Here is a 22,150-nt window from a genome sequence, read left to right as displayed (position 1 = left end):
ACTGATAATCCCTTAAGACCTTAAAGCCAGCGCCGCACTCGGCGGCAATAGCGCTTGTATTTATCCCTAAAGGTTTGTCTGAGAAAATGCTCTTCCGGCCGTATTTGAAAACGGTTGAGGTAGATAACAAACAAAGGCAATACGGGGACGGTCGCTAGGTTAGCAAGCCAAAGAGCCCACCCACTCAACATAAGCAAGAATCCCAGGTACATGGGGTTGCGACTCATTTTATAAATGCCGCCGCTGACCAGGCGCGCCGAGCGCTGTGGGTAGCGTGGGTCGACCGTGGTTTGGGCCAGGCGAAATTGCAGCACGCCAAGGGCGGCGATAGCTCCACCGGTTGACACCAATGCCAGGGCAAAACCTAGGCGTCCCCAAAGTTGGAAGGTCAAATCCGGAGTCAGGATTGCGACCAGCCACATTATCAGTGCAGCGAGCAGCACCAGAACCAAAGGTGGGATTTTTAGCGCCACTCTTGTCTCCTTATTTTTATGAGCACTCAGCTAGGGCGTGACCGACTGCATCAGGGTAAGCTTTTCTACCAGGGCCGCTATTTGAGGGTCTCGTGGCACCAGCTCTTGTAGCCGGGTGGCATAGCGCAGAGCCTGGCGGTAGTTTTGCTCGTTTATGTGGATTTGTACCAGGGTATAACACAGATCCGCGTTATTGCTATCGAGGGCGAAGGCCCGCGCTAATTGTGTTAAAGCGCCCTGAGTCTCACCCATTTCGTTCAGGAGCAAGCCGTAAGTGTAGATATGATTTACGCTGCCATATTGGGCGGCGAGTGCAAGATGCTCTTTGGCCTTGGTTCTGTTTTTCTCTCTCACCCAACTCATGGCCAAGGCGTAATGCACATCGGCATTGTCGGCATCCTGTTGTAATGCTTGTGTGAGTACTGCCCGTACCTTGCCTTCATCGCCTTGGCGCCGGTATAGATCCGCGAGGTTAACGTAGGCGGGGATATAAATGGGTTCCACTGCAATGGCTTGTTCATAGTGTTGGTGGGCCACTTTAATTTGCTCCAGCTCCAAGGCCAGGTTACCTAAATTGGTATGGCTACTGGCGCGCTCGCTATTGTAACGCTCCGTTTGTCGGTATTCCTCCAACGCTTTTGCCAACTCGGCTCTGGGCGCATCCTGTAAGTTATTTGGAAAGGGGACCACCAGCATGGCCGCCAGAGCGCGGGCTGCACCGGTGCGAATAGCCAGACGCGGGTCAGCCAACAAGGGTTGTAGCAGGGTATAGCGTTGTGGCAATGGAAACCCCCTTGCGGCCTTGATGGCCCCCAAACGCTTTAACGGCTCTTCATCCCTAACGGCTCGGCTGATTGCGACTAGGGTATTTTTATCCGGGTAACGGGCCATACGTGCCAGCGCCGAGGCGCGGATAATATCCGTATACTCACTGCTTTGCGCGATACGGGTCAGCAATTGAGACGCCGTTGGCAACCCTTGGTCGGCGGCATAAAAGGCTTGAGAAAAATGGCTTTTTCCCAAGTAGTTAGAGTCTGGATGCCAAGTCTTAATGGCGTTAACGGCCCATTGTGGGGTTTTATCCTGATGGCAGCCGTTACAGGCATTCGGTGCCTGTGTCTGTATGCTGAGATCCGGGCGCGGTACGCGCAGACTGTGATCGCGGCGGGGATCAACCTGCATATAGGTGGTGCTGGGCATATGGCAGTCGACGCACTGGCTGCCGGTGCTGCCAAGGGTATGGCCATGATGCTCTGTGCTTTGGTATTGACTGCTGTCATGGCACTGCGTACAGGTTTGGTTGCCGTCCAGCTTTAGTTTGCCCGAGTGGGGGTTATGACAGTTACTGCAGGTGACGCCGGCGGCGTACATCTTGCTTTGTAAAAAGGAGCCCCAGACATAATCCTCGTCGAGGATTTGTCCATCCACATGATAAAGCTGCGGTGTGAGCAGGGCAGGCTTAAAGGTATCTAACAGCTCGGCGAGAGGTTCACGGTCCGCGAGTTGCGAGCGCCTGGCATGGCAGGTGGCACACTGAGCGATCTGCTCGGTCTGTTTTACCTCTCCTTGAGGTAATAGGCTGCCATCGGCAGCGCGGCTAAAGAGTGCTATCTGAGTGCCAATGTCTTTACTAAATCCCTTATGTGCTATGTTTTTGTCGCCCTCGGCCCATTGCAGGTGTTGCTGGCTATCGCCATGACAGGCGGCACAACCGACATTGATGGCTGCATAGCTCGATGCGAAGCGATTCGATTGAGAGGAAAATTGCTTTTTAAAGTCGGTACTGTGGCAGTCGGCGCACATATGGTTCCAGTTTTGTCCCATTTGGGTGTGATGAAATTCATCCGTGCTGCGCTGCTGCGGGTGTAAGATAAACCAGCGTTGGCCGCCTTCTTCCTTGGTTCGGCTGTCCCACGCCAGAGGGATAAACTGATAGCCGCCGCGTTCGTCTGCAACCAGATATTGTTGCAGGGGCTGATAACCAAAGGTGTAGTGAACCTTTTCACTCTCTTTGCTGCCGTTTGGATATTCACGGTGCAGTACAAAATCATCCCCTTCCTTGCTAAGGGTTAGCATCTGCTGCTCGAAGGCAATGCGCTGCCCATCAAAGGCCCGAGGACAAACTCGGCGGTGGCGGGATTCATGGCCCGGAAATGATGGGAGGCTTGCCAGTCGGCAACCTGTTCCTGATGGCAGCTTTGACACTGCTGGGGCTCGGCATAAGCACTGCCGAGCAAGAGAAATGACGTGAAAACGAGTGCTATGTTCCTTAATAAACCCAAATACATGACGATAATTTTCCCTAACCCTGAAAATGCATAGTTGACGCCCTTCGGCCAGTATAAGGCTATATATCAGCCTGTATTCAATAACTTATCCTGCCGAGCGCGTCAGCGCAACGTGATCAGGGGTCAACAGAGCCTAAAGCTGGTAATTAAACTCGATGCGGTGATCGCCATCGAAAATATCGACGTTTTCGTTCCAGTTGGCAAAGTAACGCACATTCATGCGTGGGGTGATCTGATAACTGGCAGCAAACTCATGGGTTAAAATACTACTCTCATTGAGGCCGTAATAATTGTCCTTGTAGGTGCTTGAACCGGTGAGGGTTGTCAGCCAAAAAGGGTTGTAATTCAGCCAGATCTTATCGCTTAAATTAACCTTGGCATACATACCGATCAGGCCGTAGCCACCCATTAACGAGTAACCATCGTCTACGCTGCCATCGCTCTGACGTTCATCCTTACCGACTGAGGCGCCTACGCCGGCAAGGGGGTAAAAGTTGAATGCCCCCTTAGGTGGCAGTGCCTGGATAATAGAGTAGGAAATGTCGGCGCTTTCATCGGCGACCAGATTGGCACGAAAGTTATAGTTCACATCGAGTTGGGTGGCGCGCAGGCTCTTTAGCGTCACGGCGAAGTTGCGAAAACGCAGCGAGTCGAGTGACTCGGTGGTGTGACGCTCTGAACGCCAGCCCAGGGTATCGCCGAGCAGGCCCTTGGCCTCAACCACAAACTGGGCGGCGGTGGCATCATCCCCGGTGTCGTAGGCCTTACCCAGTTTAAAGTTCAGTCCCTTGTCGGTGGCGCCGCCACCAACCTGGGTATAAATTGCCAGCGGGTCTGACATATCGGCAACGCCTTGCTCTTGAGCTAAGGCACTATTACATAGGGGGAGCGCACACAGGGTCAATAAAGCGTATTTCATTTCTCTATCCTTATTAGCAAAGTCCCTTACTGCAAACAGGGTAAGTAAATTTCATAATTGTTGTGGCCTACCAACTGCTGCCGGCTTGAATATATATCGCATTTTCTTCTGGGCCATGGGCGACATCTATGCCCATGCGAAAGCCATATCGCGGCGAGACCAGGTAGCGAAACCCAGTCCCAAGCGTGGTTTTGCTGCTGGCCGCAGATATCTTATCCCACCCATTGGCGGCACGGCCTATGCCGCTAAAGGCAATCAGCTTCCAACGGTCGTTGAGGTGATAACCGAGCTCAAGTTCGGCAACAGCTATATCTTCACCCTGGTAGCGCGACTTGGCAATACCCCGTAGGTCGATATAGGGCAGCACATAGACGGGTAAATTGCCTTCGCCCTGATTGCTTACCCCCTCATAATCCAGGCGTAGGGCAACGCGTGCTTTATTGGTCAAATGCCAGTAGTTTAGGGCGCTAAACACATAGCTGTGGTAGTCGCTGTCGCTGCCAAGCGCGCCATCAAAGATCATGTATTCCAGATTGTAGTTATAGCCGAGTTCGGGGCTAAAGGGGCTATCCGTGGAGTCGTATTCGGCAACCAGGCCCAAGCCAGAAGTGTTGTTCTCCAGCTCTATTTGCTCAAGAGCATGATTTACCTCATCGACCCAGCGGCCTTCAAAGGCATGCAAAGGCGACTCGGCCAGGCTGATGTCGACATGGCGATAGAGTTGTTTGGCGCCAAAGAACCAATTTGAGTCACGCCAGCGGGCGCTGAAGGTTTGTATTAACGCCGGTCCGCGTAAGTTGAGCTTTAGCGGCTCACTTAACTGCAGCTTGCCTAGGCTGTAAAAATCGAGGTTGATATCGCCATAACCCACAGCGCCGCGATAACGTAGGGTGTCCTGGCGCCAAAATGCAAGGTGACCCAGGGCAAAAAGGTGGGAGCGATTACTGGTATAGGCGCCGCCAATCACGCTGATGCCGCTTGGCATAATAGGCGTATCTGTGGTGGCCTTGTCCTGATTGCTTTTGCTGTCGTGGAAAAACAGCCCGGCCAAGCCCAGCCCGGCGCCAACCGCTGGCTCGGTAATAATGGTGGGTACTGGTAAAAAGCGTCGTGGCTTTTGTTCAATTTGAGCCGGGCTTGAGTCGGGTGCTTGTTGCGCCCAGCTCTGGGACGCTCCGCCTAGAAGTAGCAATAACCAAAAAGTGATGCGTTGAGGCCAGGTGCCTTCCATAGTCTCTGTCTTGTTCGCAAATTAAACCGTTAGTATAGCAAATTATTTTTACATTCAATGCGTTACTAATCTGGTAAAAGAGGGTGAAAGCGGCCTAATATTGAGGTAGTTCGGTCAGAGGACTGTAATCAATTTGCAGCTCGACCAAGGTGAGCTCGGGCATGGTTTTTAAACGAGTCAGTTCGGCGGCCATATCCAGAGTCACTGTGGCGCTGAGGCGATAGTTGTCCCCGGCAATATGGGTAACTCTGTACTCGGGCGTCAGTTGTTCATAAGGCAGCGCCGAACTGGTGACGACAAAATCTCTGCCCACCAGTCCTGGTTCGCCGTTGCTGAGGTTGTCGATACGGGTTCCTGGCAATAACTTTTGTCCCCGCCAGCGGATTTTTTCGCCATTGTTGTCTAAGGTGAAATAGGTCTGTGCAGATGTGCTGGGCTGGGGTGATGATTGCTTTGGCTCGTCCTCACCACATGCGGCTAAGGTTGTTACCGTTAAAAGCATTAACAGGGATCGTATTAGCACCTTATTCGCTCACTTTTCTCTTGCCCTACAGATAGGGTAGTTGCATTGGTTTCAAATAGGCAAGGTATATTATGGTTATAAAGCAAGGTATTACTCCTAGGAACAAGCCAGAATCAGGTGTGGCTTTGGGACCGGTCAAGACGACTGCCACGACTACAGTTCCGACGACAGTCACGACCCGGGTCATGACGACACTTTTCCTCACCTTGTCGTTGAATATGCCGATGGCATATGGCGCCTTTGCGCCAGGAGATCATTATCAGGCACAATCGCAACCGCCCAAGTTGTTGGCCAAAGAACAACAGCGATTAGCCCAGCAACAGACCAAACTCGGTATGTCCTCGCACTTTGATCCCTTGCTTAACCGAGCCACCTTTGTCTGGGCACCGGCTACATCGGTACTTAACTTCACTTCTCAGGGTTCCCTGCAGCAAAAAGCCCAGGCACATATGCAGCGTTTAAGCGGCATTGCCAACAATAAGTCGGCTCAACATCAAGCTGGGCATCAAGCTCAGCTTAGTCACTGGCATGACCCGGGTCAGGGCGCGGTGATCGGACGCTATCGTCAGTATGTGCAGGGTATTGAGGTATTTAATCGCCACTATAACGTGATGCTCGACCGCCGTGGCGAGCTAGTGGCCAGCTCCGGCTATTTTGCCGAGGTGCCTAGCGAGGCACAGAATTTCAGTGCCCTCACTGCTTTTAGCCATGCCTCTACCGCGGTGCGCCATGCCTTGCATCAGCTTAGCGGAGCTGCGCTGCAGCTTGAATCAATGGGCACACAACAGGGCTATAACTGGTTTAGGGTAGGCAGCAGCGACGCCGATGAGCTCTTTGCTGGAGTGCGCGCCAAAGCCGTGTTTTACCCTCTCAACGGAGAACTATTGGCGGCTCACTATGTGGAGGTTGAACGGCAAAACCGCGACACCTTGGTGAGTGATTACTTTGCCTATGTTATAGCCAGCGGCACTAACAAGGTGCTGTTCAAGAAGAATCTGCAAAGTCATGCCACGGCATACAACTATCGGGTGTATGCCGATGGACAAAGCGGCTATCCGATGGAAGGCCCTCATGGTGACGTGATCCCGGCCATGGGGCTGGGGCAGGAAGATGAAACTTCAGTGCTTAACGCCAATCTCGTGTCTCTCAGTTATTACTCAGGGCTGTCCACCGCCGATCCTTGGTTAAGCGACACGGCCACCCAAACCCAGGGTAACAATGTCTATGCCTATGCCGATATCACTGCGCCTCAAGGCTTTAGCGCCGGTGATCTCAATGCCGAAACCACCTCGGCTTTTACCTTTGATTATGTGCTCGACCCAGACTTACCACCCAGCGCCGAGGTCAATATTAAGGCTGCGGTGGTGAATCTGTTTTATATGAATAACTTTCTCCACGATTTTTTCTACGACCATGGCTTTGATGAAAGTGCCGGTGTGGCGCAACTGAGCAACTATGGTCGCGGCGGTGTTGAGGGCGACCCGATTAATGCCGAAGCACAGGACTACAGTGGCCTGAATAATGCCAATATGGCAACGCCTGCGGATGGGGTCAGCCCGCGCATGCAGATGTTTGTGTTTAACTCCAAAGACGCCAGGGTGGGAGAGGACTATGGGGTGATAGGCCCCGGGGGAGTGTTAACTTCGTCGCGGCGTTCGCAATTTGGCCCGGATGTCTTTGATATCAGCGCCGAGCTGGTGCGCTATAACGATGGCAACGATGTGGATTCCGCTAGCGTCTATGATGGCTGTGAAGTGCCCCTCGATCCCAGCCTACTGGTGGGCAAGGTCGCCATTATCGAGCGTGGTAGTTGTACCTTTGTGACCAAGGTGAAAAACGCCCAGAACGCAGGTGCTGTAGGGGCTTTGATCACTAATAATGTTGATGACGGGACTGCGGCGCCCATGGGCGGTGTCGATGACAGCATCACCATAGGCAATATGGGACTCAACTTTGCCGACGGTCAATCACTGTATACTGCCTTGAATAATGGCGTGGTCAATGTGCGTCTGTTCGACACCAATGCCCTCAAGGACGGCACCTTTGATAACGGTATTATTGCCCACGAATGGGGGCATTATATTAGCAATCGCCTGGTAGGGAATGGCGCTGGCTTAGTGAACTTTCAGGGCCAGGCCATGGGCGAGGGGTGGGGAGACTTTCATTCTCTGATGTTTATCGCCAAGGAAGAAGATGCGTCCATTGCGGGTAACAGTGATTTTACTAAGCCCTATGCCATCAGTACCTATGTGTCAGACTTTTACTTTGGTCTTCGCCGTGTTCCTTACACCCCGGATCAGACTATTAACCCTCTTAATTTTAGACACATTAGCGAAGGTGCCGGTGCCGATGTCAATCTGCCGCCGACCTCGGTGGCCTCGCCCCATGACCCGGGGGAGTTATGGGCGTCGGTGCTATGGGATACTTATGTGGCACTCATTAACCGTCATGGTTTTGCCCAGGCGCAACAACGCATGGCCCGTTATCTGATTGGCGGTTACAAGATGACCCCGGTTGCACCGCTCTACACCGAGGCGCGGGATGCGCTACTGGCTACCATAGCCGCCGAGGATATGACCGACTACCGCTTGGCCTTGGCCGCTTTTGCTAGGCGCGGTTTAGGCTTAGGGGCGCAGTCGCCAGAGCGTTACAGCGTCACCCTGGCCGGTGTGGTGGAATCATTTGAAACCGAGTTGGCCGCGTTCGCCGTCCAGGGAGTTAAGCTCGACGCCGACAGCGATCTGTATTGCAGTTTGGATGGCTTTTTAGACGTGGGAGAGCGTGGCAGTCTTAGCGTACAGCTCACCAATACAGGTAGCGAAACTCTAACCAATATACCGGTACAATTTACCCTTATGTCCGCTCAAGGTGTGATTTTAGGTAATGGTGGCAAGAGCACAGTGGCAGAACTAGCTCCCTTTGCGTCGGCCTGGAGCGAGCCCATCAGCATTGACCTGCTTAATGCCGAAGTGGCCAGTGAGCTCGAGATCGAGGTGAGCTTCCCCGAGCAAAGCGTTGGTGACGATATCGTCGAGCCACAGGCGGTGATCGAGCGTTTCACGGTCAACTTTAGCTTTACTGACGCGCCGCTTGTTAGCGCCAGCCAAGGCGATAATATGGAAAAGGCGGTGCTCAGTCGCGCCAATTTGCCGCTACTCTTGCTGAAGTCGGACCCCCGTGCAGAAAACACCTTGCGCTTTGATAACTCGGACCAAATCGCGCTCTTTGAGCAAGGCGGTTTCGAGCTGGGAGAGCAGGCGTTGTTCCTCAATAACAATGGCTATGAGTCTGATGTGGCGCTGACAACTCGACCCTTTATGGTGTCGACGCAGAGCGAATTCAGCCTGTCATTTTGGCATTACTATGCCTTGGAGGCATTCTGGGATGGCGCGGTGCTTGAAATTAAGGTCGATGATGGCGACTGGCAGGATGTGACTGAGGCCGGTGGTCAATTTAGTGTTGGCTACAACGGCACGCTTAACGAGAGCCCATCGCAATCTCTACAGTTGCGCAACGCATACACGGGTCGTAACAGCAGTGGCGGTGTGCTTGGCAACGAAGAGCAGGTGAGCTTTGGCACCTTGTTGGCAGGAAAGCAGGTGCAACTGCGTTTTCGCATCAGCACAGATATTAACGCTAATGACAGCGGCTGGTGGATAGATAACCTCACCATAGCCGGTATGGACAGTGCCGCCTTTTACCAACTCAGCGCCCCGGATCCAGACAATTGTGATAACCGTGCTCCTACCTTAGTGGAGTTGATGGCGCAAACCGTGGATGAAGGCGACGAAGTGACCTTAACCGCTCAGGCCGAGGATGTTGATGGTGATGAGCTCAGTTATCAATGGCGGCAGACACAAGGGCCCAGTGTGACCCTCAGTGGCGCACAAACCGCCAGTGTCAGCTTTACCGCGCCTCAAGTGAGTAGTCAGCAGCAGTTGCATTTTACCCTGAGCGTGAGCGATGGCGCGTTAAGCGCCGAGCAAAGTGTGGTGGTCACGGTCAATGATGTGCCCGTAGTAACGCCTCCACCCCCTCCTCCCGTCTCTAGCTCTGGCGGCGGAGGGGGCTCCTTTGGTTGGTTCTCTCTCGCCTTGTTTACCCTGATCCGCTTGTTGCGGAAATAGCAAAGAAAAAGGCCGCAAGAGGATGCGGCCTTTTTATCTTGGAGGGTAATTACAGCTTATAAATAAAGCTGAATGATTTCGCGATTCCACAAGCCTTCTTTAGAACCGTCACTTTGCAGCACTTCGTTTTGCTTTTGCAAATAGCTATAGCTCACGGTGTTGCCTATATCACCCAAGGCCTTAAGCGCCATGGCGCGATCCGACCAGGAGCCGGTACCTTCATACAGGTCAATTAAGAGTTGCACACTGGCGTCGTCTTTCATATTACCAAGTGATGAGATGGCGGCGAGACGAAGGTATTCATCCTCAGATTTAACCAGTTCGCGCAAATAAGGCAGGGCAATTGGGTTATTACTAAAACCAAGCTCATACACATCCAGGTAGTTGGCTTTAACGCCGGCACCCTTAATGCTGTCGATCAGAGTCTGGGTTTTTTCATCGGACAACTTGCCGCCCATAAGTTGCTGATTAATTTTCGCGCTTAATTCTTTAACCACCAGGCTCATGGGTTCATTCAGCGTTGGCTCAATAATTTCGTCAAAGCTCCACACCGGCACCTTGCCGCGCTTCACATAGACGGCAACGGGATAACTGCCTTTAGTCGTCTCCAGTTTGCCTTTGAGCATGGTGAAGGTAATAAAAGGAGTGAAACCATTGGTTCTATGGTTGCGCATATTAAAACGCAAGATCTCTAGCTTGTTTTCGCCCTCACCTAAGGTGATGGGCAAATCACGGGCGGCAAATTCTTCGGCTAAATGTGCCTCGAGGAACTCCACTTGCTTGAGTACCGTGCCTTCATACATCAAGGCGCTGGGCAAAATACCCGAAGTGAAGGGCGCGCTTTTATCGCTGCGCTGGTCGACCACCTGTATTTTTTGCTGGTTGGTCTGAGCCGTCGCCTCATAGGCATTTGGCGAAGGTTGTGGCTTACTCAGCTTGTATGAGCTGGGCGCACAGCCTTGAAGTAAAAGAGAGCAGGAAAGTGCAACTGTTATTGTTATTGTTTTCATTGTAAACATCATAGGTCCTTCAATTTGCTTAATAATTAGCCGCATGAAAATAGCAAACCGCTGAATCTAAAGCAATGAGTTTGTTACCAAGATGTAAACTGGTCTTTTGCAAATACGGGAATAAAAGGGTGTCAGCGCTCGTCAATGGCTGTGCACGGTAAGCGCGTGCAGGCGCAGCAAATTAATTATTTTCTCTTTTTTAAGTTTCTTAAGACTTTCTTAAGTTTCGCTTTCTAAATTGATTCCATCGCCTCATCTTCAGTAGGGTTTGTTATGGAATCTTTATCGCTCAGCTACGGCACAATGCAGTCGCAATATCTGTTACCCGAGCCCGCGTATCTTGCTCAGGGTTATTTTGTTGCCAATTCAGAGCAGCCCATCCATCGCAGTTTGGCGACCCGTATTCAAGCGGGGTTTGCCAAGCATTATGGCGCCGATGTGCAGGAGTTTATGCCGCTGTTGGCCTGTCTTGGTTACTCCGAGCAGCGCTATTGCTGTTTTGGTTTGCGCAGTGCCAGCCAGCCTTTGTTTATTAACCAATATTTGGATCAGCCACTAGCCGAGCACCTGCAGCAATGGCAATGCCTGCCGTCTCAGTGTATCGAGCTGGGTAATTTGGTGTCCACCCACAGTCAGGCAACGCTGGCACACTTTGTAGTCTTGGCCAAAGCGCTGCAACGAGCCGATAAACGCAAACTGGTATTTTGTGCCACCGCTCATATTCGTAACCTGCTTACTCGCATTGGTGCGCCCTTCGAAGTACTTGGCGATGCCAAGCCGGAGCGCCTGGCAGATTGCGGACTGAGTTGGGGCAGTTATTACACCAATACACCTCAGGTCTGTGTGGTGGACGTGGCGCAGGTTTGTAAGCATGTGGATAGCACCGACACCCTGTCCTATTTTGCCAAGTCCTATCAGAATGATATCGCTAATCTGGCCGTTGAGGTGGCGCATTTATGATGGCCGAATTAACCAGCCTTTGGCACGGCCAAGTGGTCGATGAGCAACAGCACATGGATGCAGCGCAGTTTTGGCAGCAAGTGGAACGCCTGGCTACGCACCTAAAGGACATGCAGTTAAGCTGTGTGGCGGTGGCGCTGGATAATGGCCTGCCCTGGCTGGTGGTTGATTTTGCCCTGATGCAGGCGGGCATAGTGTCCTTGCCCTTGCCAGCCTTCTTTTCGCCCGAGCAACGCCAGTTTGCCCTGGATAAGGCGCGTCCCGAACTTATTATTGGCGCCGCCGACCAGGCAAAAAACGCCGCACAAAATGGCATAGAAACCTGGACTATAGGCAGTGAAAGCATTGCCCTGCAACCGAGTAATCTGGCGGCTCCCGAGCACGCAGTGCCCCAAGGAACGCAAAAAATTACCTTTACCTCAGGCTCTACAGGTCAACCTAAGGGCGTGTGCCTGTCCACGGCGCATATGTTTGATGTCGCCGAGTCCTTGGTCAGTCGCACCGCGGTGGATGCGCCCAAGCATTTATGTCTGCTCCCCTTACCCGTGTTGCTTGAAAACGTAGCCGGAATTTATGCGCCCATGTTGGCCGGTGGCGATATTTATGTGCCTTCGCTGGCAGCCTTAGGCTTCGACGGCGCCCGGTTAACTACCCCACAAAAGCTCTTGGCCACCATTAGCGAGGTAGAGCCCAATACCCTGATCTTGGTGCCGGAATTATTAAAAGCCCTGGTGCAAGCCTGCGCTTCGGGTTGGCAGGCACCCAGTTCTTTAACCTTTATAGCCGTCGGTGGTGCCAAGGTTGCGCCTCAGTTAATAGCACGAGCCCATGATCTGGGTCTGCCCGTGTATCAGGGCTATGGCTTGTCTGAGGCCGGCTCGGTGGTGAGTTTAGCAACGGGCGACGGCGCCGGTGTGGGCGAGCCATTGGCGCATGTTCGTTATGAAATACGCGATGATGAAATGATCATCAAGGCACCGACCTTCCTTGGTTACCTTGGCGAGCCGAACACTCAGTCACAAGGCTTTGCCACCGGCGATCTGGTGCGCATGGACAATGGCGAGTTGCATATTCTTGGCCGTAAAAAGAACCAGCTTATTCTGAGCACCGGGCGCAATATTTCCCCGGAGTGGCCCGAGTCGCTCTTGCTTAGTCATGGGCCCATATTGCAAGCCGTGGTGGTCGGTGAAGGTCAGGCTTTTTTGAGCGCCCTTATTTATTGTCATGAGGCCGTCGATGACGCCCAGCTAGAGGCGCTTATCGACGCCACTAATGCGCAACTGCCCGAGTATGCGCAAATCGTTAAAACCCTGCGTTTAAGTGCGCCGCTCAGTACTGCCGAGGGCTTGCTTAGTGCCAATCAAAGGCCCAAGCGCCCAGCTATTAATGCGCACTTTTCACAACAAATTTCTCAGTTATATCAGGAGTAGTCCGCTATGTTATTTTTCCAAAAACTGGTCGAACAAACCGAACAAGAGCGTCAATACCTGTTGTCTGCCGAGGTGATCCAAAAGGCGTTGGCCGGTCAGGTCAGCGTCGACCTTTATGTGGCCTTTTTACAACAAGCCTTTCATCACGTTAAACACACCATCCCACTTTTGATGGCCTGTGGCGCCCGCATTAGCAGCGAGCAGGAATGGTTACGCGACGCCATTGCCGAATACATAGAAGAAGAATTGGGACATCAGGAATGGGTGCTCAATGACATCAAGGCCTGTGGTTTTGATAAAGAGCAGGCCCGTTACAGCGAGCCCAATTTTGCCACCGAGATGATGGTCAGCTATGCCTACGACAGCATAGCGCGTATTTCGCCGCTCAGTTTCTTCGGCATGGTTCATGTGCTTGAAGGCACGTCCATTGCGCTGGCCGACAATGCCGCCGACACCATACGCACTAAGCTGGGGCTGCCAAAAAAAGCCTTTAGCTATCTCACCTCCCATGGTGCCTTGGATATAGAGCATGTGAAGTTCTTCCAGGGGCTGATGGACCGTATTACCGACGAGCAGGATCAGCAGGTGATAGTGAATGCGGCGAAGCGTTTTTATCGTCTCTACGGCGACATGTTCCGCACCCTGGATACTAACCATGGACTGGCGCCCCTGAGCGCCGAAGTGGAGGCGTTATGAGCGCGCCGATTGCGGTTTTGACCGGAGCCAGCGGCGGTATCGGCGGTGCCATCGCCAAACGATTGGCGGCCCGCAATTACCGGATGATCTTACTCGGTCGCGATCTAACGGCCTTGGAGCAGGTGCGCCAACAGTTGCCAAGCGACGAGGCGTCTTATCATCTGGCCTTACAGGTGGATCTAAGCAACGACGCCGATATTAGCCGGGTGGTGGACCTACTTGGCGATATTGGCCGCTGTGATTTGTTGGTCAACAACGCCGGGGTGAACACCATGGTGCCCTTTGAATCCCTGAGCAAGTGTGATCTCGACGCGGCGCTGGCGGTCAATGTCCGTGCGCCCATGTTGCTGTCTCAAGGGTTATTACCTCTGCTGCGACAAGGTGGCGGCACCATAGTGAATATTGGCTCCTCGTTTGGCGCCATAGGTTACCCGTTACAGGCCCAGTACTGTGCCACCAAGTTTGCCTTGCGCGGTTTTAGTGAAGCGCTGGCCAGAGAGCTAAGTGATACTCAGGTGCGGGTTAAATACTTTGCCCCGCGTGCCACACAAACGGCCATCAACAGCGACAAGGTCACGGCACTCAATAAGGCATTGGGTAACGCCATGGATACGCCGGAGTATGTGGCCGAAGAATTTATGCGTTTACTCGACTCTGACGAGCGCCGCCGCAGTGTCGGGGCCAAAGAGTCCTTATTTGCAAAAATCAATGCGTTACTGCCCAAGGTGGTGGATAACGCCCTAGCGAAACAACTTGCGACCATTAAACAATTAATGAGGTGAACTATGAAACCCTATTTCGCAATGGCTCTTGTGGCCGCGGCCCTGTCTCAAAGTGCCTTTTCTCAAAGTACCTTGTCCAGTGCCGATGAGCAGATGAGCCTGCAACAACTGATGCGCCAGTGGGCCCATGTAAATTATGAGCTCAAGGGCGACGATCAAGAGGGTGCCTTCGCCGAGCTGGCGAAGAGTGCGCAAAGCTATCGTCAGGCACATCCGGATGAGGCCGAAGGCCATATCTGGTCTGGCATTATTCATTCCAGTTACGCCGGTGCAAAGGGCGGCTTGGGGGCCTTAGGTCTGGCTAAAGAAGCGAAAAAAGACTTTGAAATGGCCATGCGCATCAATGGCGAAGCACTGCAAGGTTCGGCCTACACCAGTTTAGGTACCCTGTATGCGCAGGTGCCGGGCTGGCCTATCGGTTTTGGCGATGATGAGAAGGCTCAGGAGTTGTTTAAAAAGTCCTTGGCTATCAACCCTGACGGCATTGATATTAATTACTTTTATGCTCAGTTCCTCTATGATGAAAGGAAGTATAAACAAGCGAAAGCGCATTTATTGCGTGCCCAGGCAGCAGCGCCACGCGCCGAGCGTCCACTGGCCGATAAATATCGCCAGCAAGAGGTGGCTCAGTTACTGGCTAAGGTGGAGCGCAAGCTAAAACGCTAACAAAGGAGACAGGGATTGCGGTTGTTACTGGTGGAAGACGATGTCATCGTTAATGAAGGCTTGAGCCGTACCCTGGCTCACGAGGGTTATGCGGTGGAATCGGTGACCTGTTTGGCCGAGGCGCGGCCCATGGTGGCCCATGATGATGTGGATCTGGTGATCCTCGACCTCGGCCTGCCCGATGGCGATGGCTTAAGCCTGCTAGCGGATATTAAACGTCGCGCTAAGCCCTTACCGGTGCTTATCCTCACCGCCCGTGACAGCCTGGATGACAAAATTCAGGGCCTGGACTTGGGCGCCGACGATTACCTGGTCAAGCCCTTTGCCGTGGACGAGCTATTAGCACGTTTGCGGGTGCTGGGCCGGCGCGTCACTGGTGTGGCATCAAGCATATTGCAATGTGGTTCGGTGCAAATGGATCTCGGTGCCCATCAGGTCAGTGTCGATGGCGCCTCGCTCAATCTGCCGCGCAAGGAGTACATGCTGTTGAAGGCGTTAATGGAAAACCAAAGTCGGGTGCAGTCCAAGGAGCAGCTGGAACAAAAGCTGTACCAATGGGGGGAGGAGCTTGGCTCCAACGCCATCGAAGTACATATTCACCATTTACGTAAAAAGTTGCCGGCCAAGATGATCAAAACCCTGCGTGGCATCGGCTATGTGTTGGCCACCAATGAAGGCGGCGAACCTTGAGCATTCGCACCAAGCTGATGATGCTGTTGTTGGCCATGCTGGTGCTTATCCTGTTTTTAGCCCTGGCCCAGGGCTATCAACGCAGTTTGGCCCGTGCCGATGCCTTGTTTGACCAGCATCTCCAGGCCCGCACCCAATTGCTGTTTGCCGTTGCTCCCGAGGCCCTGCCCAAGCAACAGGCGCAATTTTGGCAGCGTTGGCAAGGCGATACTTTAGTGGGGGGAAGCGAAAGCTTACTCGCCAAGGTGCCGCCCCAGGGCCTGCAAACCATTAACAGCCAAGGGCAACGACTGCGTATCGCCACCTATTGCCGGCAAATAGATTGCGTGGTGCTGGGCGAGCCCATCAGTGAGCGTTTTGCCCTGTCGGAGCAATTGATCATCGCCCTGATGTTGCCCATGTTGCTCGGCATTGCTTTATTGGCGGTGTTTATCAGTCTGGCGGTGAAGCGCGCCTTACAACCCCTCACCTTACTCTCTCGCGAGCTCAAAACACGTGCCGCCAATGACTTTTCCATGTTGTGCACCGAAGCCAAGGCCTCGGAAATCAAACCCGTGGTGGACACCCTGAATGCCCTGTTGCGGCGCACCGAGCAGGCCTATTTGCGTGAGCGCTACTTTGCCAGCGATGCCGCCCATGAGCTGCGCACACCCTTGAGCGCGATGAAAATCAACCTGCACAACTTATTACAGCGTCATAATGATGAGGATGCCAAAGCGCTGAGCCTGAGTGTCGACCGCCTTAATCATTTGGTGGAGCAAATGCTGGCCCTGGGACGGACTTCCTCCCAGCAGTGGCAGGACAAACTGGCCAAGCAGTCGCTGGCGCATATTTGCCAGCAGTTAATCGCCGAGCTCTATCCGCAAATAGCGCAGAAAAATCTGGATATCAGCTTAAGCGGCGAGTGTCGCGAGGTTATCGGTGAGCCCTTTACCCTTAATGTGATGTTGAAAAACATCATTAGCAACGCGGTGAAATACACCCCGGCTAATGGCCGTATTGCCATTCACTTGGCCGACCGAGGTGATAATATTGAGCTGCGGGTGGCCGACTCCGGTCCCGGCATTGCCAGCGAGTTACGGGAGCGCATTTTTGATCGTTTCTTTCGCGTTGGCGGCGACTCGCACCCAGCTCATATTCCCGGTGCGGGTTTGGGCTTGGCCATAGTCCAGCATGTGATAGGTCTCTATCAGGGCGAGGTGCAACTCAAGCAAAGTGAGTGGGGCGGATTAGAAGTGATCATTACCATGGCGGTACAGCGGGAGACATTATGCAGCGATTGATATGGATATTGATGCTGCTGAGTATGCCGGCGTTCGCCGAGCTCAAAGAGTTTAAGCTGGTGCTCAAGGATCACCTTTTCTATCCGGCGCGCATGGAAGTGCCGAGCGGTGAAAAAATTCGCCTCTTGGTACACAACCTCGACGGCGACCCGGAAGAGTTCGACAGCTTTGATTTAAACCGCGAGAAGGTGCTGTTCCCCGGGCGCATTAACGTTATCTATGTCGGCCCTCTGGCCCCCGGTGAGTACTTCTTTTTTGGCGAATTTGCCCCCGACACCGCACGGGGAACCCTGGTAGCGGTGCCATTTGCGGAGCAAAGGCCATGATCAACAGTTTATTAGTGACCATCAATCAATTGTTGCCGCCGGCGGTGTTGCTGGTGTTTGCCCTGGTGTTGCACGTTAAGCCCTTGGGTCGAAAGCGCTGGCTTATTTTAGCCCTGTGGCTGGTGGTGCCGACATTGAGCTATATCCTCTCGCTTGAGCAGATCAGTCAGTGGTTTGATTACCTGGGCTTTGAGTATTCACAAATGCTGCTGGTGGCCCTATTGGTGCTGGCGGCGCTCAGCGGCTTAGCGCTGCGGCTATGGGCCAGTTTTGTGTTGCTGTTGGCCAGTGCCAGCTGTTTATATTTGAGTCACTACTTACCCTGGCTGCTGCAAGGGCAGATGGAGCTGGCTCGTGCCCTGGGGGTGTGTCTCGGGGTGGGCATAGTCGGTAGTTTTGCCATTTTATTTTATTTCTTTCTTACCTGGTTGGCCGAGCACTACGGGCCTTGGGGGGTACTCGGCCTATTTAGCATGCATATTGCCGGCTCCATGGTTGGCATGCTGGATATTGCCGCCGGTGCAGGCTTATTAACCATGCCTTCCCCCTTGGTGGATCTGCGCACCCTGTTGGACGAGCACAGTATTTTTGGCCGTTTGGCCAAGGTGGTAGTGGGTTATGAAGCGACCCCCAGTTCGCTGTCATTATGGGTGTATATATTGACGCTGTTGGCGCTGCTAGGGGCAGCAAAATGGCAACGGAGTAGACAAGAATGCGATATTTAACCTGGGCTTTATTGCTGCTGAGTGCCAGCAGTTGGGCCGATGGCATGGTGGTCGATAAGGTCTACCATCCCTATGTCCTGCCCTATGAAAAGGAGCTTGAATGGCGTCTGGTGTCGCGACAAACCGATGAAGGCAATGTGCTGGCGCAACGCTTTGGTGTTGGCGGTGCCATTAGTGAAACCCTGAGCCTGGAAGTCTATGGTGTCGGTGAGCGCGACGATGAAGGCGATTTTGGTCTGGCCGCCTATGAAGCGGAGTTGCGCTGGCAAATGGTCGAGCAGGGGCGTTATTGGGCCGATTTTGGCGCCCTATTTGAAATAGAAAAGCAGCACAAAGAAGATAACTATGAGATCACTTCCGGCCTCTTGTTCGAAAAAGAGTTCGGCATCACCAGCCTCACGGTCAATGCCTTCTTGGTGTACGAGTGGGGCAGTGATATTGATTCAGAGTGGGAGTCGGAGTTTCGGGCGCAATATCGTTACCGTTTGCGCTCGGCGTTTCAACCGGCATTAGAGCTCTACAGCGGCGAAGACTTTGTCGGTGTCGGCCCGGGCTTTATCGGTTTGCACCGTTATGACGGTCAGCATCAGCTAAAATGGGAAGCGGGCTTTATCAGCGAAGTGGGGCATGGCGGTAAGGACCATAGCTTTCGCCTGGCCCTGGAGTTCGAGTTTTAAAATGTGGGTTGTCTGTTTATCTGCGCAAGAAACGAAGATAAACAGACCCTAGGTTTTACTTAAAACTTACTGGGTGCCGGCGGCACGCTCAGTGGTTGTCTCGGATTGGCCTCAAGCTCCTTAAGTAGCTCTTCAACGGCGCGCTCGATGGATGGATCCTTACCCTGATAAATAAGCTCAGGACGATCAATCACCTCGATATCCGGCGTTACGCCTTCATTCTCGATGATCCAATTTCCCTCGTTATCCAGGATGCGGAAGGTCGCCGCAATCACCTGACCGCCATCGACCAGGTTCGGGTTGCCGGAAATACCGATTAAGCCACCCCAGGTACGAGTACCAATCAGCTTACCTAAACCCGCCTGACGGAAATAGTAAGGCAGGGCATCACCGCCGGAGCTGGAATAGCCATTGATTAGCATGGCCTTAGGACCATCGTGGGCAAACTGCGGAGTTTTCGTCGGCTCAACACCACGGCGCTTCCAGTAGTTTAGCGGCTTACGTGCCAGCCAGGTGATCATGTGCTCGGGAATAAAGCCACCGCCATTGTAGCGGTCGTCGATGATCATGGCGTCCTTGGTGGTTTGCGGCATAAAGTTTTTGAACATGGCACGGTTGCCTTCGTAATGGGTGTTGGGCAAGTGCACATAGCCAATCCGGCCATTGGAAAGCTTGGCCACATAGTCGGCGCGCTCATTCACCCATTGCAGATAACGCAGGCCTTGCTCGCTGGCCACCGGCTTGACGCTGACCTTCCAGGCACCCTTTTGGCTTGGTTTGGAGTTTATTAGCAGTTCAACCTGCTCACCCTGGGTGTTTTCCAGCAATTCATAGAAGTTACTCACCTGGGTGACCGGGCGGCCGTTAACGGAAATAATGAAGTCTCCGTCGCTGGCTTTAACGCCCGTGGTGCCTAGTGGGGAGCGGAAGTCTTCATGCCAGTTTTCGCCTTGGAAAATATGCTCGATTTGAACATAACCCGAGCTGTGGCTCGCCAGTTTGGCGCCCAGCAGACCGTGCTTTTTACGCTCGGCCTTAGGCATGTCTCCGGATTGCACATAGATGTGACCGGCATTGATCTCACCGGCAATTTCGCTCAGCACATAGTCAAGATCGGCGCGGTGCGCCACGGCATTGGCCAGCGGCTGATATTTAGCCAAGATAGCATCCCAATCCTGACCATGATGGTTTTCATCATAGAACCAATCACGCAAGGTGCGCCAGCCTTCCACATACATTTGCTGCCACTCGATTTGCGGGTCGATTTTCAGCGTCATCTTGGTTAAATCCAGTTTGGCTGCGTTCAAATCCTGATCCGCTTTCGGGGCAATAACGCTGTAGTCCTTACCCGCTTGTACCAAAACATGTTCACGGTTGCTGGAGAGCACATAGCCACTAACACCCTTGGCCACGGTTTTCAGTTCAGCGTCGTGCTCGGTGCCAAGTAACTGCAAGTCGCCCTTACTTAGCGCCAGGACACCGCCTTCGACGCCGGCTAAGGCGTTGTAGTCTCCCGCCGGGGCGTTAAGAGCGGTCACCCGTTGCATAAAGCCACTGCTTTGCAGCTGAGTCTTTTTGCTTGTTTTTTTGGTGTCGTCATCGTCACTCAGGATGGCCGCTTCATCACTTTGCAGGGCAATTAAGGGTGTGATCTTATTGTTGACCGCGGCGGCATAAATGCGCGTGGCGCGGTTAAACATGTAGTCAAACTCATAACTGCTAAAGGCAAGGTTGAAGTCGCGCTCAGAGGTAAAGTACAGGTATTGGCCATCCGGTGAGAAGGCCGGGCTGTGCTCATTGGTCATCTCATCGGTTAAACGTGTCACCGTTTGCTCATCGGTATTGTAGTGCCAGAGCGAGGCATAGCGGTTTTCGTTGTTTTTCACAAAGACGATGTCTTCGCTGTTGGGCGACCAGATGTATTGCTGAATACCTTCTTCATCGTACAGGCCGGTATCGATTTTGTGTTGTTTACCGGATTTTGCATCGAGCCACCACAGGGTGTGGTTCTTATCTGCAAACAGCAGTTTTGAACTATCCGGCGACCACACCGGGGTAAAACGCCAAATGGTGCCGTTGTCGGTGAGTTGTTTCACCGCATTGTTATTGGCGCGATCTTTTAGGTAAATCTCATATTCGCCACTTTCATCGCTCATATAGGCAATGTAGCGACCATTGGGCGACCAGCTGGCGTCAATTTCACGCCCCGTTGGCGTATAGGACAGGTTGCGTGTGGGCCCTTGTTTCACCGGTACGCTAAAGAGCTCACCACGGGCGGTGAACAGGGCGCGTTTGCCATCATGAGACAGTGACATGGAGTCGATAAACTCGCTGACATTCTTGCTGTATGGCATGGCGTACTGGCGTACACCGGCGATATTAATGGTGAGCTTGGTGCTTTGCTCGGTAATTGGGTCAAAGCGATAGAGGTAGCCGCCATTTTCATAGACCAGGGCGTTAGGGCCGGCCGATGGCCAGAGCACGTCAAAGTCCGCGTGATTGGTGAGCTTTTTCGCCTCGGCTCCCTCGCGGTATTGATACAGATTCAGGGTGTAGTCGCTGTCGGAAACAAAATAGATGTTGTCGCCCACCCAGGTCGGTTGCTGCTCGGTGGCGCGACTGCTGGTCAGTTGTGTGGAGGTGTTGTTTTCTAAGTCATACACCCACACATCCTGGGCCCGACCGCCTCGCGAGCGCTTCCAGGTTCGAAACTCACGGTCGATGGGGGTGTACACATACTGACCGCCATCGGGAGAGAGCATGCCGCCACCGGTTTCGGGGATAGCCAGCGGCTGCTCTAAGCCGCCATCCGCCGGCACCATATAGGGGCGACCCATGCGCTTGCCCCAAGGTGTACGGTTGGCACGGAAGACCACGTTTTTGCCATCTGGGGTCCAATCCAACACCCGGTAATCATAGCCACCGCGCGGCGGCATAGGGCCAACATCGTTATAGTAAGTCAGTTGCTTTAGCCCGGAGCCATCGCGGTTGATCACGTAAATTTGGCGGCTGCCGTTGTACTCGGCGGCAAAGGCGATGCGCTCACCGTCCGGTGAGAATTTAGGAAAGGTCTCAAAGCCAACATGATCGGTCAGACGTTGGCTGGCACCGGTTGCGGTGTTAGCCACATACACATCACCGGCGTAGATAAAGGTGACATGCTCGTTGTGAATATCGGGGAAGCGCAACAGGCGCGTGTCTTCTGTTTCATAGGCCGACACCCAGGGGGCGAGCGTGGTTGCCACCGCTAAAGCCAAGGTCGTTATTGTTTTCATGGTTATCCTATCCTTTTGGGGAGACTGTTACATCATAGCAAGGGAGCGGATAACTGCGACCGAGGTGCG

Annotated in this window: 19 protein-coding genes; 11 read left to right on the top strand and 8 right to left on the bottom strand. The window is 53.2% G+C overall.

The window, feature by feature from the left end; genetic code table 11:
- Positions 1 to 20: 20 nt before the first annotated feature.
- The 6 genes from C2M24_RS07260 to C2M24_RS07240 all read right to left on the bottom strand — a co-directional run bounded on the left by C2M24_RS07260 (position 21) and on the right by C2M24_RS07240 (position 5,413).
- Positions 21 to 473 carry a methyltransferase family protein gene (locus C2M24_RS07260; protein WP_233998001.1) on the bottom strand — a complete coding sequence of 151 codons (453 nt, stop codon included), beginning with the start codon at positions 471 to 473 and terminating at the stop codon, positions 21 to 23.
- Positions 474 to 503: 30 nt separating this feature from the next.
- The gene (locus C2M24_RS07255; protein WP_105213794.1) at positions 504 to 2,549 is read right to left on the bottom strand and encodes a tetratricopeptide repeat protein; all 2,046 of its coding nucleotides are present in this window, start codon (positions 2,547 to 2,549) and stop codon (positions 504 to 506) included.
- A complete protein-coding gene (locus tag C2M24_RS16330; protein ID WP_158683708.1) occupies positions 2,543 to 2,761 on the bottom strand; it encodes a multiheme c-type cytochrome in 219 nt (72 codons plus the stop codon). The genes C2M24_RS07255 and C2M24_RS16330 overlap by 7 nt, the downstream gene beginning before the upstream one ends.
- 133 nt (positions 2,762 to 2,894) lie before the next feature.
- Positions 2,895 to 3,680, bottom strand: a complete 786-nt coding sequence (locus C2M24_RS07250; protein ID WP_105213793.1) for a hypothetical protein — start codon at positions 3,678 to 3,680, stop codon at positions 2,895 to 2,897.
- Positions 3,681 to 3,747: 67 nt separating this feature from the next.
- Positions 3,748 to 4,911, bottom strand: coding sequence for a BamA/TamA family outer membrane protein (locus C2M24_RS07245; protein ID WP_105213792.1), 1,164 nt, complete (start codon positions 4,909 to 4,911; stop codon positions 3,748 to 3,750).
- Between the two features lie 94 nt (positions 4,912 to 5,005).
- On the bottom strand, positions 5,006 to 5,413 hold the full coding sequence (locus C2M24_RS07240; RefSeq protein ID WP_105201249.1) for a hypothetical protein: 408 nt from the start codon (positions 5,411 to 5,413) through the stop codon (positions 5,006 to 5,008).
- Positions 5,414 to 5,619: 206 nt separating this feature from the next.
- Here C2M24_RS07240 and C2M24_RS07235 point away from each other — a divergent pair, with 206 nt between their 5' ends.
- A complete protein-coding gene (locus tag C2M24_RS07235) occupies positions 5,620 to 9,561 on the top strand; it encodes a rhombosortase-dependent M36 family metallopeptidase (protein WP_158683707.1) in 3,942 nt (1,313 codons plus the stop codon).
- Between the two features lie 56 nt (positions 9,562 to 9,617).
- Here C2M24_RS07235 and C2M24_RS07230 read toward each other — a convergent pair whose 3' ends face one another.
- Positions 9,618 to 10,571 carry a HEAT repeat domain-containing protein gene (locus C2M24_RS07230; RefSeq protein WP_158677990.1) on the bottom strand — a complete coding sequence of 318 codons (954 nt, stop codon included), beginning with the start codon at positions 10,569 to 10,571 and terminating at the stop codon, positions 9,618 to 9,620.
- Between the two features lie 273 nt (positions 10,572 to 10,844).
- Between C2M24_RS07230 and C2M24_RS07225 the strand changes: the two genes are divergently transcribed.
- The 10 genes from C2M24_RS07225 to C2M24_RS07180 are packed head-to-tail and all read left to right on the top strand — an operon-like array spanning position 10,845 to position 18,806.
- Positions 10,845 to 11,531 (top strand): thermostable hemolysin, encoded by a 687-nt coding sequence (locus C2M24_RS07225; protein ID WP_105213789.1) that lies wholly within the window; start codon positions 10,845 to 10,847, stop codon positions 11,529 to 11,531.
- Positions 11,528 to 12,961, top strand: coding sequence for an AMP-binding protein (locus C2M24_RS07220; protein ID WP_105213788.1), 1,434 nt, complete (start codon positions 11,528 to 11,530; stop codon positions 12,959 to 12,961). The genes C2M24_RS07225 and C2M24_RS07220 overlap by 4 nt, the downstream gene beginning before the upstream one ends.
- A gap of 6 nt (positions 12,962 to 12,967) precedes the next feature.
- Positions 12,968 to 13,657, top strand: a complete 690-nt coding sequence (locus tag C2M24_RS07215) for a TenA family transcriptional regulator (RefSeq protein WP_105213787.1) — start codon at positions 12,968 to 12,970, stop codon at positions 13,655 to 13,657.
- The gene (locus C2M24_RS07210) at positions 13,654 to 14,439 is read left to right on the top strand and encodes an SDR family oxidoreductase (RefSeq protein WP_105213786.1); all 786 of its coding nucleotides are present in this window, start codon (positions 13,654 to 13,656) and stop codon (positions 14,437 to 14,439) included. Before C2M24_RS07215 ends, C2M24_RS07210 begins: the two co-directional genes overlap by 4 nt.
- A 3-nt stretch (positions 14,440 to 14,442) precedes the next feature.
- A complete protein-coding gene (locus C2M24_RS07205) occupies positions 14,443 to 15,105 on the top strand; it encodes a tetratricopeptide repeat protein (RefSeq protein WP_233999516.1) in 663 nt (220 codons plus the stop codon).
- A gap of 15 nt (positions 15,106 to 15,120) precedes the next feature.
- A complete protein-coding gene (locus C2M24_RS07200; RefSeq protein ID WP_105201242.1) occupies positions 15,121 to 15,795 on the top strand; it encodes a response regulator in 675 nt (224 codons plus the stop codon).
- Positions 15,792 to 17,078 carry a sensor histidine kinase gene (locus C2M24_RS07195; RefSeq protein ID WP_105213785.1) on the top strand — a complete coding sequence of 429 codons (1,287 nt, stop codon included), beginning with the start codon at positions 15,792 to 15,794 and terminating at the stop codon, positions 17,076 to 17,078. Before C2M24_RS07200 ends, C2M24_RS07195 begins: the two co-directional genes overlap by 4 nt.
- Positions 17,063 to 17,404: a cupredoxin domain-containing protein gene (locus tag C2M24_RS07190; protein ID WP_233998016.1), complete on the top strand. Its 342-nt coding sequence runs from the start codon at positions 17,063 to 17,065 to the stop codon at positions 17,402 to 17,404. The genes C2M24_RS07195 and C2M24_RS07190 overlap by 16 nt, the downstream gene beginning before the upstream one ends.
- The gene (locus C2M24_RS07185) at positions 17,401 to 18,129 is read left to right on the top strand and encodes a hypothetical protein (RefSeq protein WP_105213784.1); all 729 of its coding nucleotides are present in this window, start codon (positions 17,401 to 17,403) and stop codon (positions 18,127 to 18,129) included. Before C2M24_RS07190 ends, C2M24_RS07185 begins: the two co-directional genes overlap by 4 nt.
- On the top strand, positions 18,117 to 18,806 hold the full coding sequence (locus tag C2M24_RS07180; protein ID WP_105213783.1) for a hypothetical protein: 690 nt from the start codon (positions 18,117 to 18,119) through the stop codon (positions 18,804 to 18,806). The genes C2M24_RS07185 and C2M24_RS07180 overlap by 13 nt, the downstream gene beginning before the upstream one ends.
- A 59-nt stretch (positions 18,807 to 18,865) precedes the next feature.
- Here C2M24_RS07180 and C2M24_RS07175 read toward each other — a convergent pair whose 3' ends face one another.
- Positions 18,866 to 22,081 carry a S41 family peptidase gene (locus C2M24_RS07175; protein WP_105213782.1) on the bottom strand — a complete coding sequence of 1,072 codons (3,216 nt, stop codon included), beginning with the start codon at positions 22,079 to 22,081 and terminating at the stop codon, positions 18,866 to 18,868.
- Positions 22,082 to 22,150 lie beyond the last annotated feature (69 nt).

Origin of the sequence: Pseudoalteromonas sp. T1lg22 (assembly GCF_002964645.1) — a bacterium.
Lineage (GTDB): Bacteria > Pseudomonadota > Gammaproteobacteria > Enterobacterales > Alteromonadaceae > Pseudoalteromonas.
This window is presented reverse-complemented; position numbering and strand designations above follow the sequence as displayed.

Excerpts from the sequence above, each read along its gene's own strand:
- C2M24_RS07255 (WP_105213794.1), bottom strand. The coding sequence starts at position 2,549 with ATGCTAACCCTTAGCAAGGAAGGGGATGATTTTGTACTGCACCGTGAA.
- C2M24_RS16330 (WP_158683708.1), bottom strand. The coding sequence starts at position 2,761 with ATGTATTTGGGTTTATTAAGGAACATAGCACTCGTTTTCACGTCATTT.
- C2M24_RS07250 (WP_105213793.1), bottom strand. The coding sequence starts at position 3,680 with ATGAAATACGCTTTATTGACCCTGTGTGCGCTCCCCCTATGTAATAGT.
- C2M24_RS07245 (WP_105213792.1), bottom strand. The coding sequence starts at position 4,911 with ATGGAAGGCACCTGGCCTCAACGCATCACTTTTTGGTTATTGCTACTT.
- C2M24_RS07240 (WP_105201249.1), bottom strand. The coding sequence starts at position 5,413 with ATGCTTTTAACGGTAACAACCTTAGCCGCATGTGGTGAGGACGAGCCA.
- C2M24_RS07235 (WP_158683707.1), top strand. The coding sequence starts at position 5,620 with ATGACGACACTTTTCCTCACCTTGTCGTTGAATATGCCGATGGCATAT.
- C2M24_RS07230 (WP_158677990.1), bottom strand. The coding sequence starts at position 10,571 with ATGAAAACAATAACAATAACAGTTGCACTTTCCTGCTCTCTTTTACTT.
- C2M24_RS07225 (WP_105213789.1), top strand. The coding sequence starts at position 10,845 with ATGGAATCTTTATCGCTCAGCTACGGCACAATGCAGTCGCAATATCTG.
- C2M24_RS07220 (WP_105213788.1), top strand. The coding sequence starts at position 11,528 with ATGATGGCCGAATTAACCAGCCTTTGGCACGGCCAAGTGGTCGATGAG.
- C2M24_RS07215 (WP_105213787.1), top strand. The coding sequence starts at position 12,968 with ATGTTATTTTTCCAAAAACTGGTCGAACAAACCGAACAAGAGCGTCAA.
- C2M24_RS07210 (WP_105213786.1), top strand. The coding sequence starts at position 13,654 with ATGAGCGCGCCGATTGCGGTTTTGACCGGAGCCAGCGGCGGTATCGGC.
- C2M24_RS07205 (WP_233999516.1), top strand. The coding sequence starts at position 14,443 with ATGAAACCCTATTTCGCAATGGCTCTTGTGGCCGCGGCCCTGTCTCAA.
- C2M24_RS07185 (WP_105213784.1), top strand. The coding sequence starts at position 17,401 with ATGATCAACAGTTTATTAGTGACCATCAATCAATTGTTGCCGCCGGCG.
- C2M24_RS07180 (WP_105213783.1), top strand. The coding sequence starts at position 18,117 with ATGCGATATTTAACCTGGGCTTTATTGCTGCTGAGTGCCAGCAGTTGG.
- C2M24_RS07175 (WP_105213782.1), bottom strand. The coding sequence starts at position 22,081 with ATGAAAACAATAACGACCTTGGCTTTAGCGGTGGCAACCACGCTCGCC.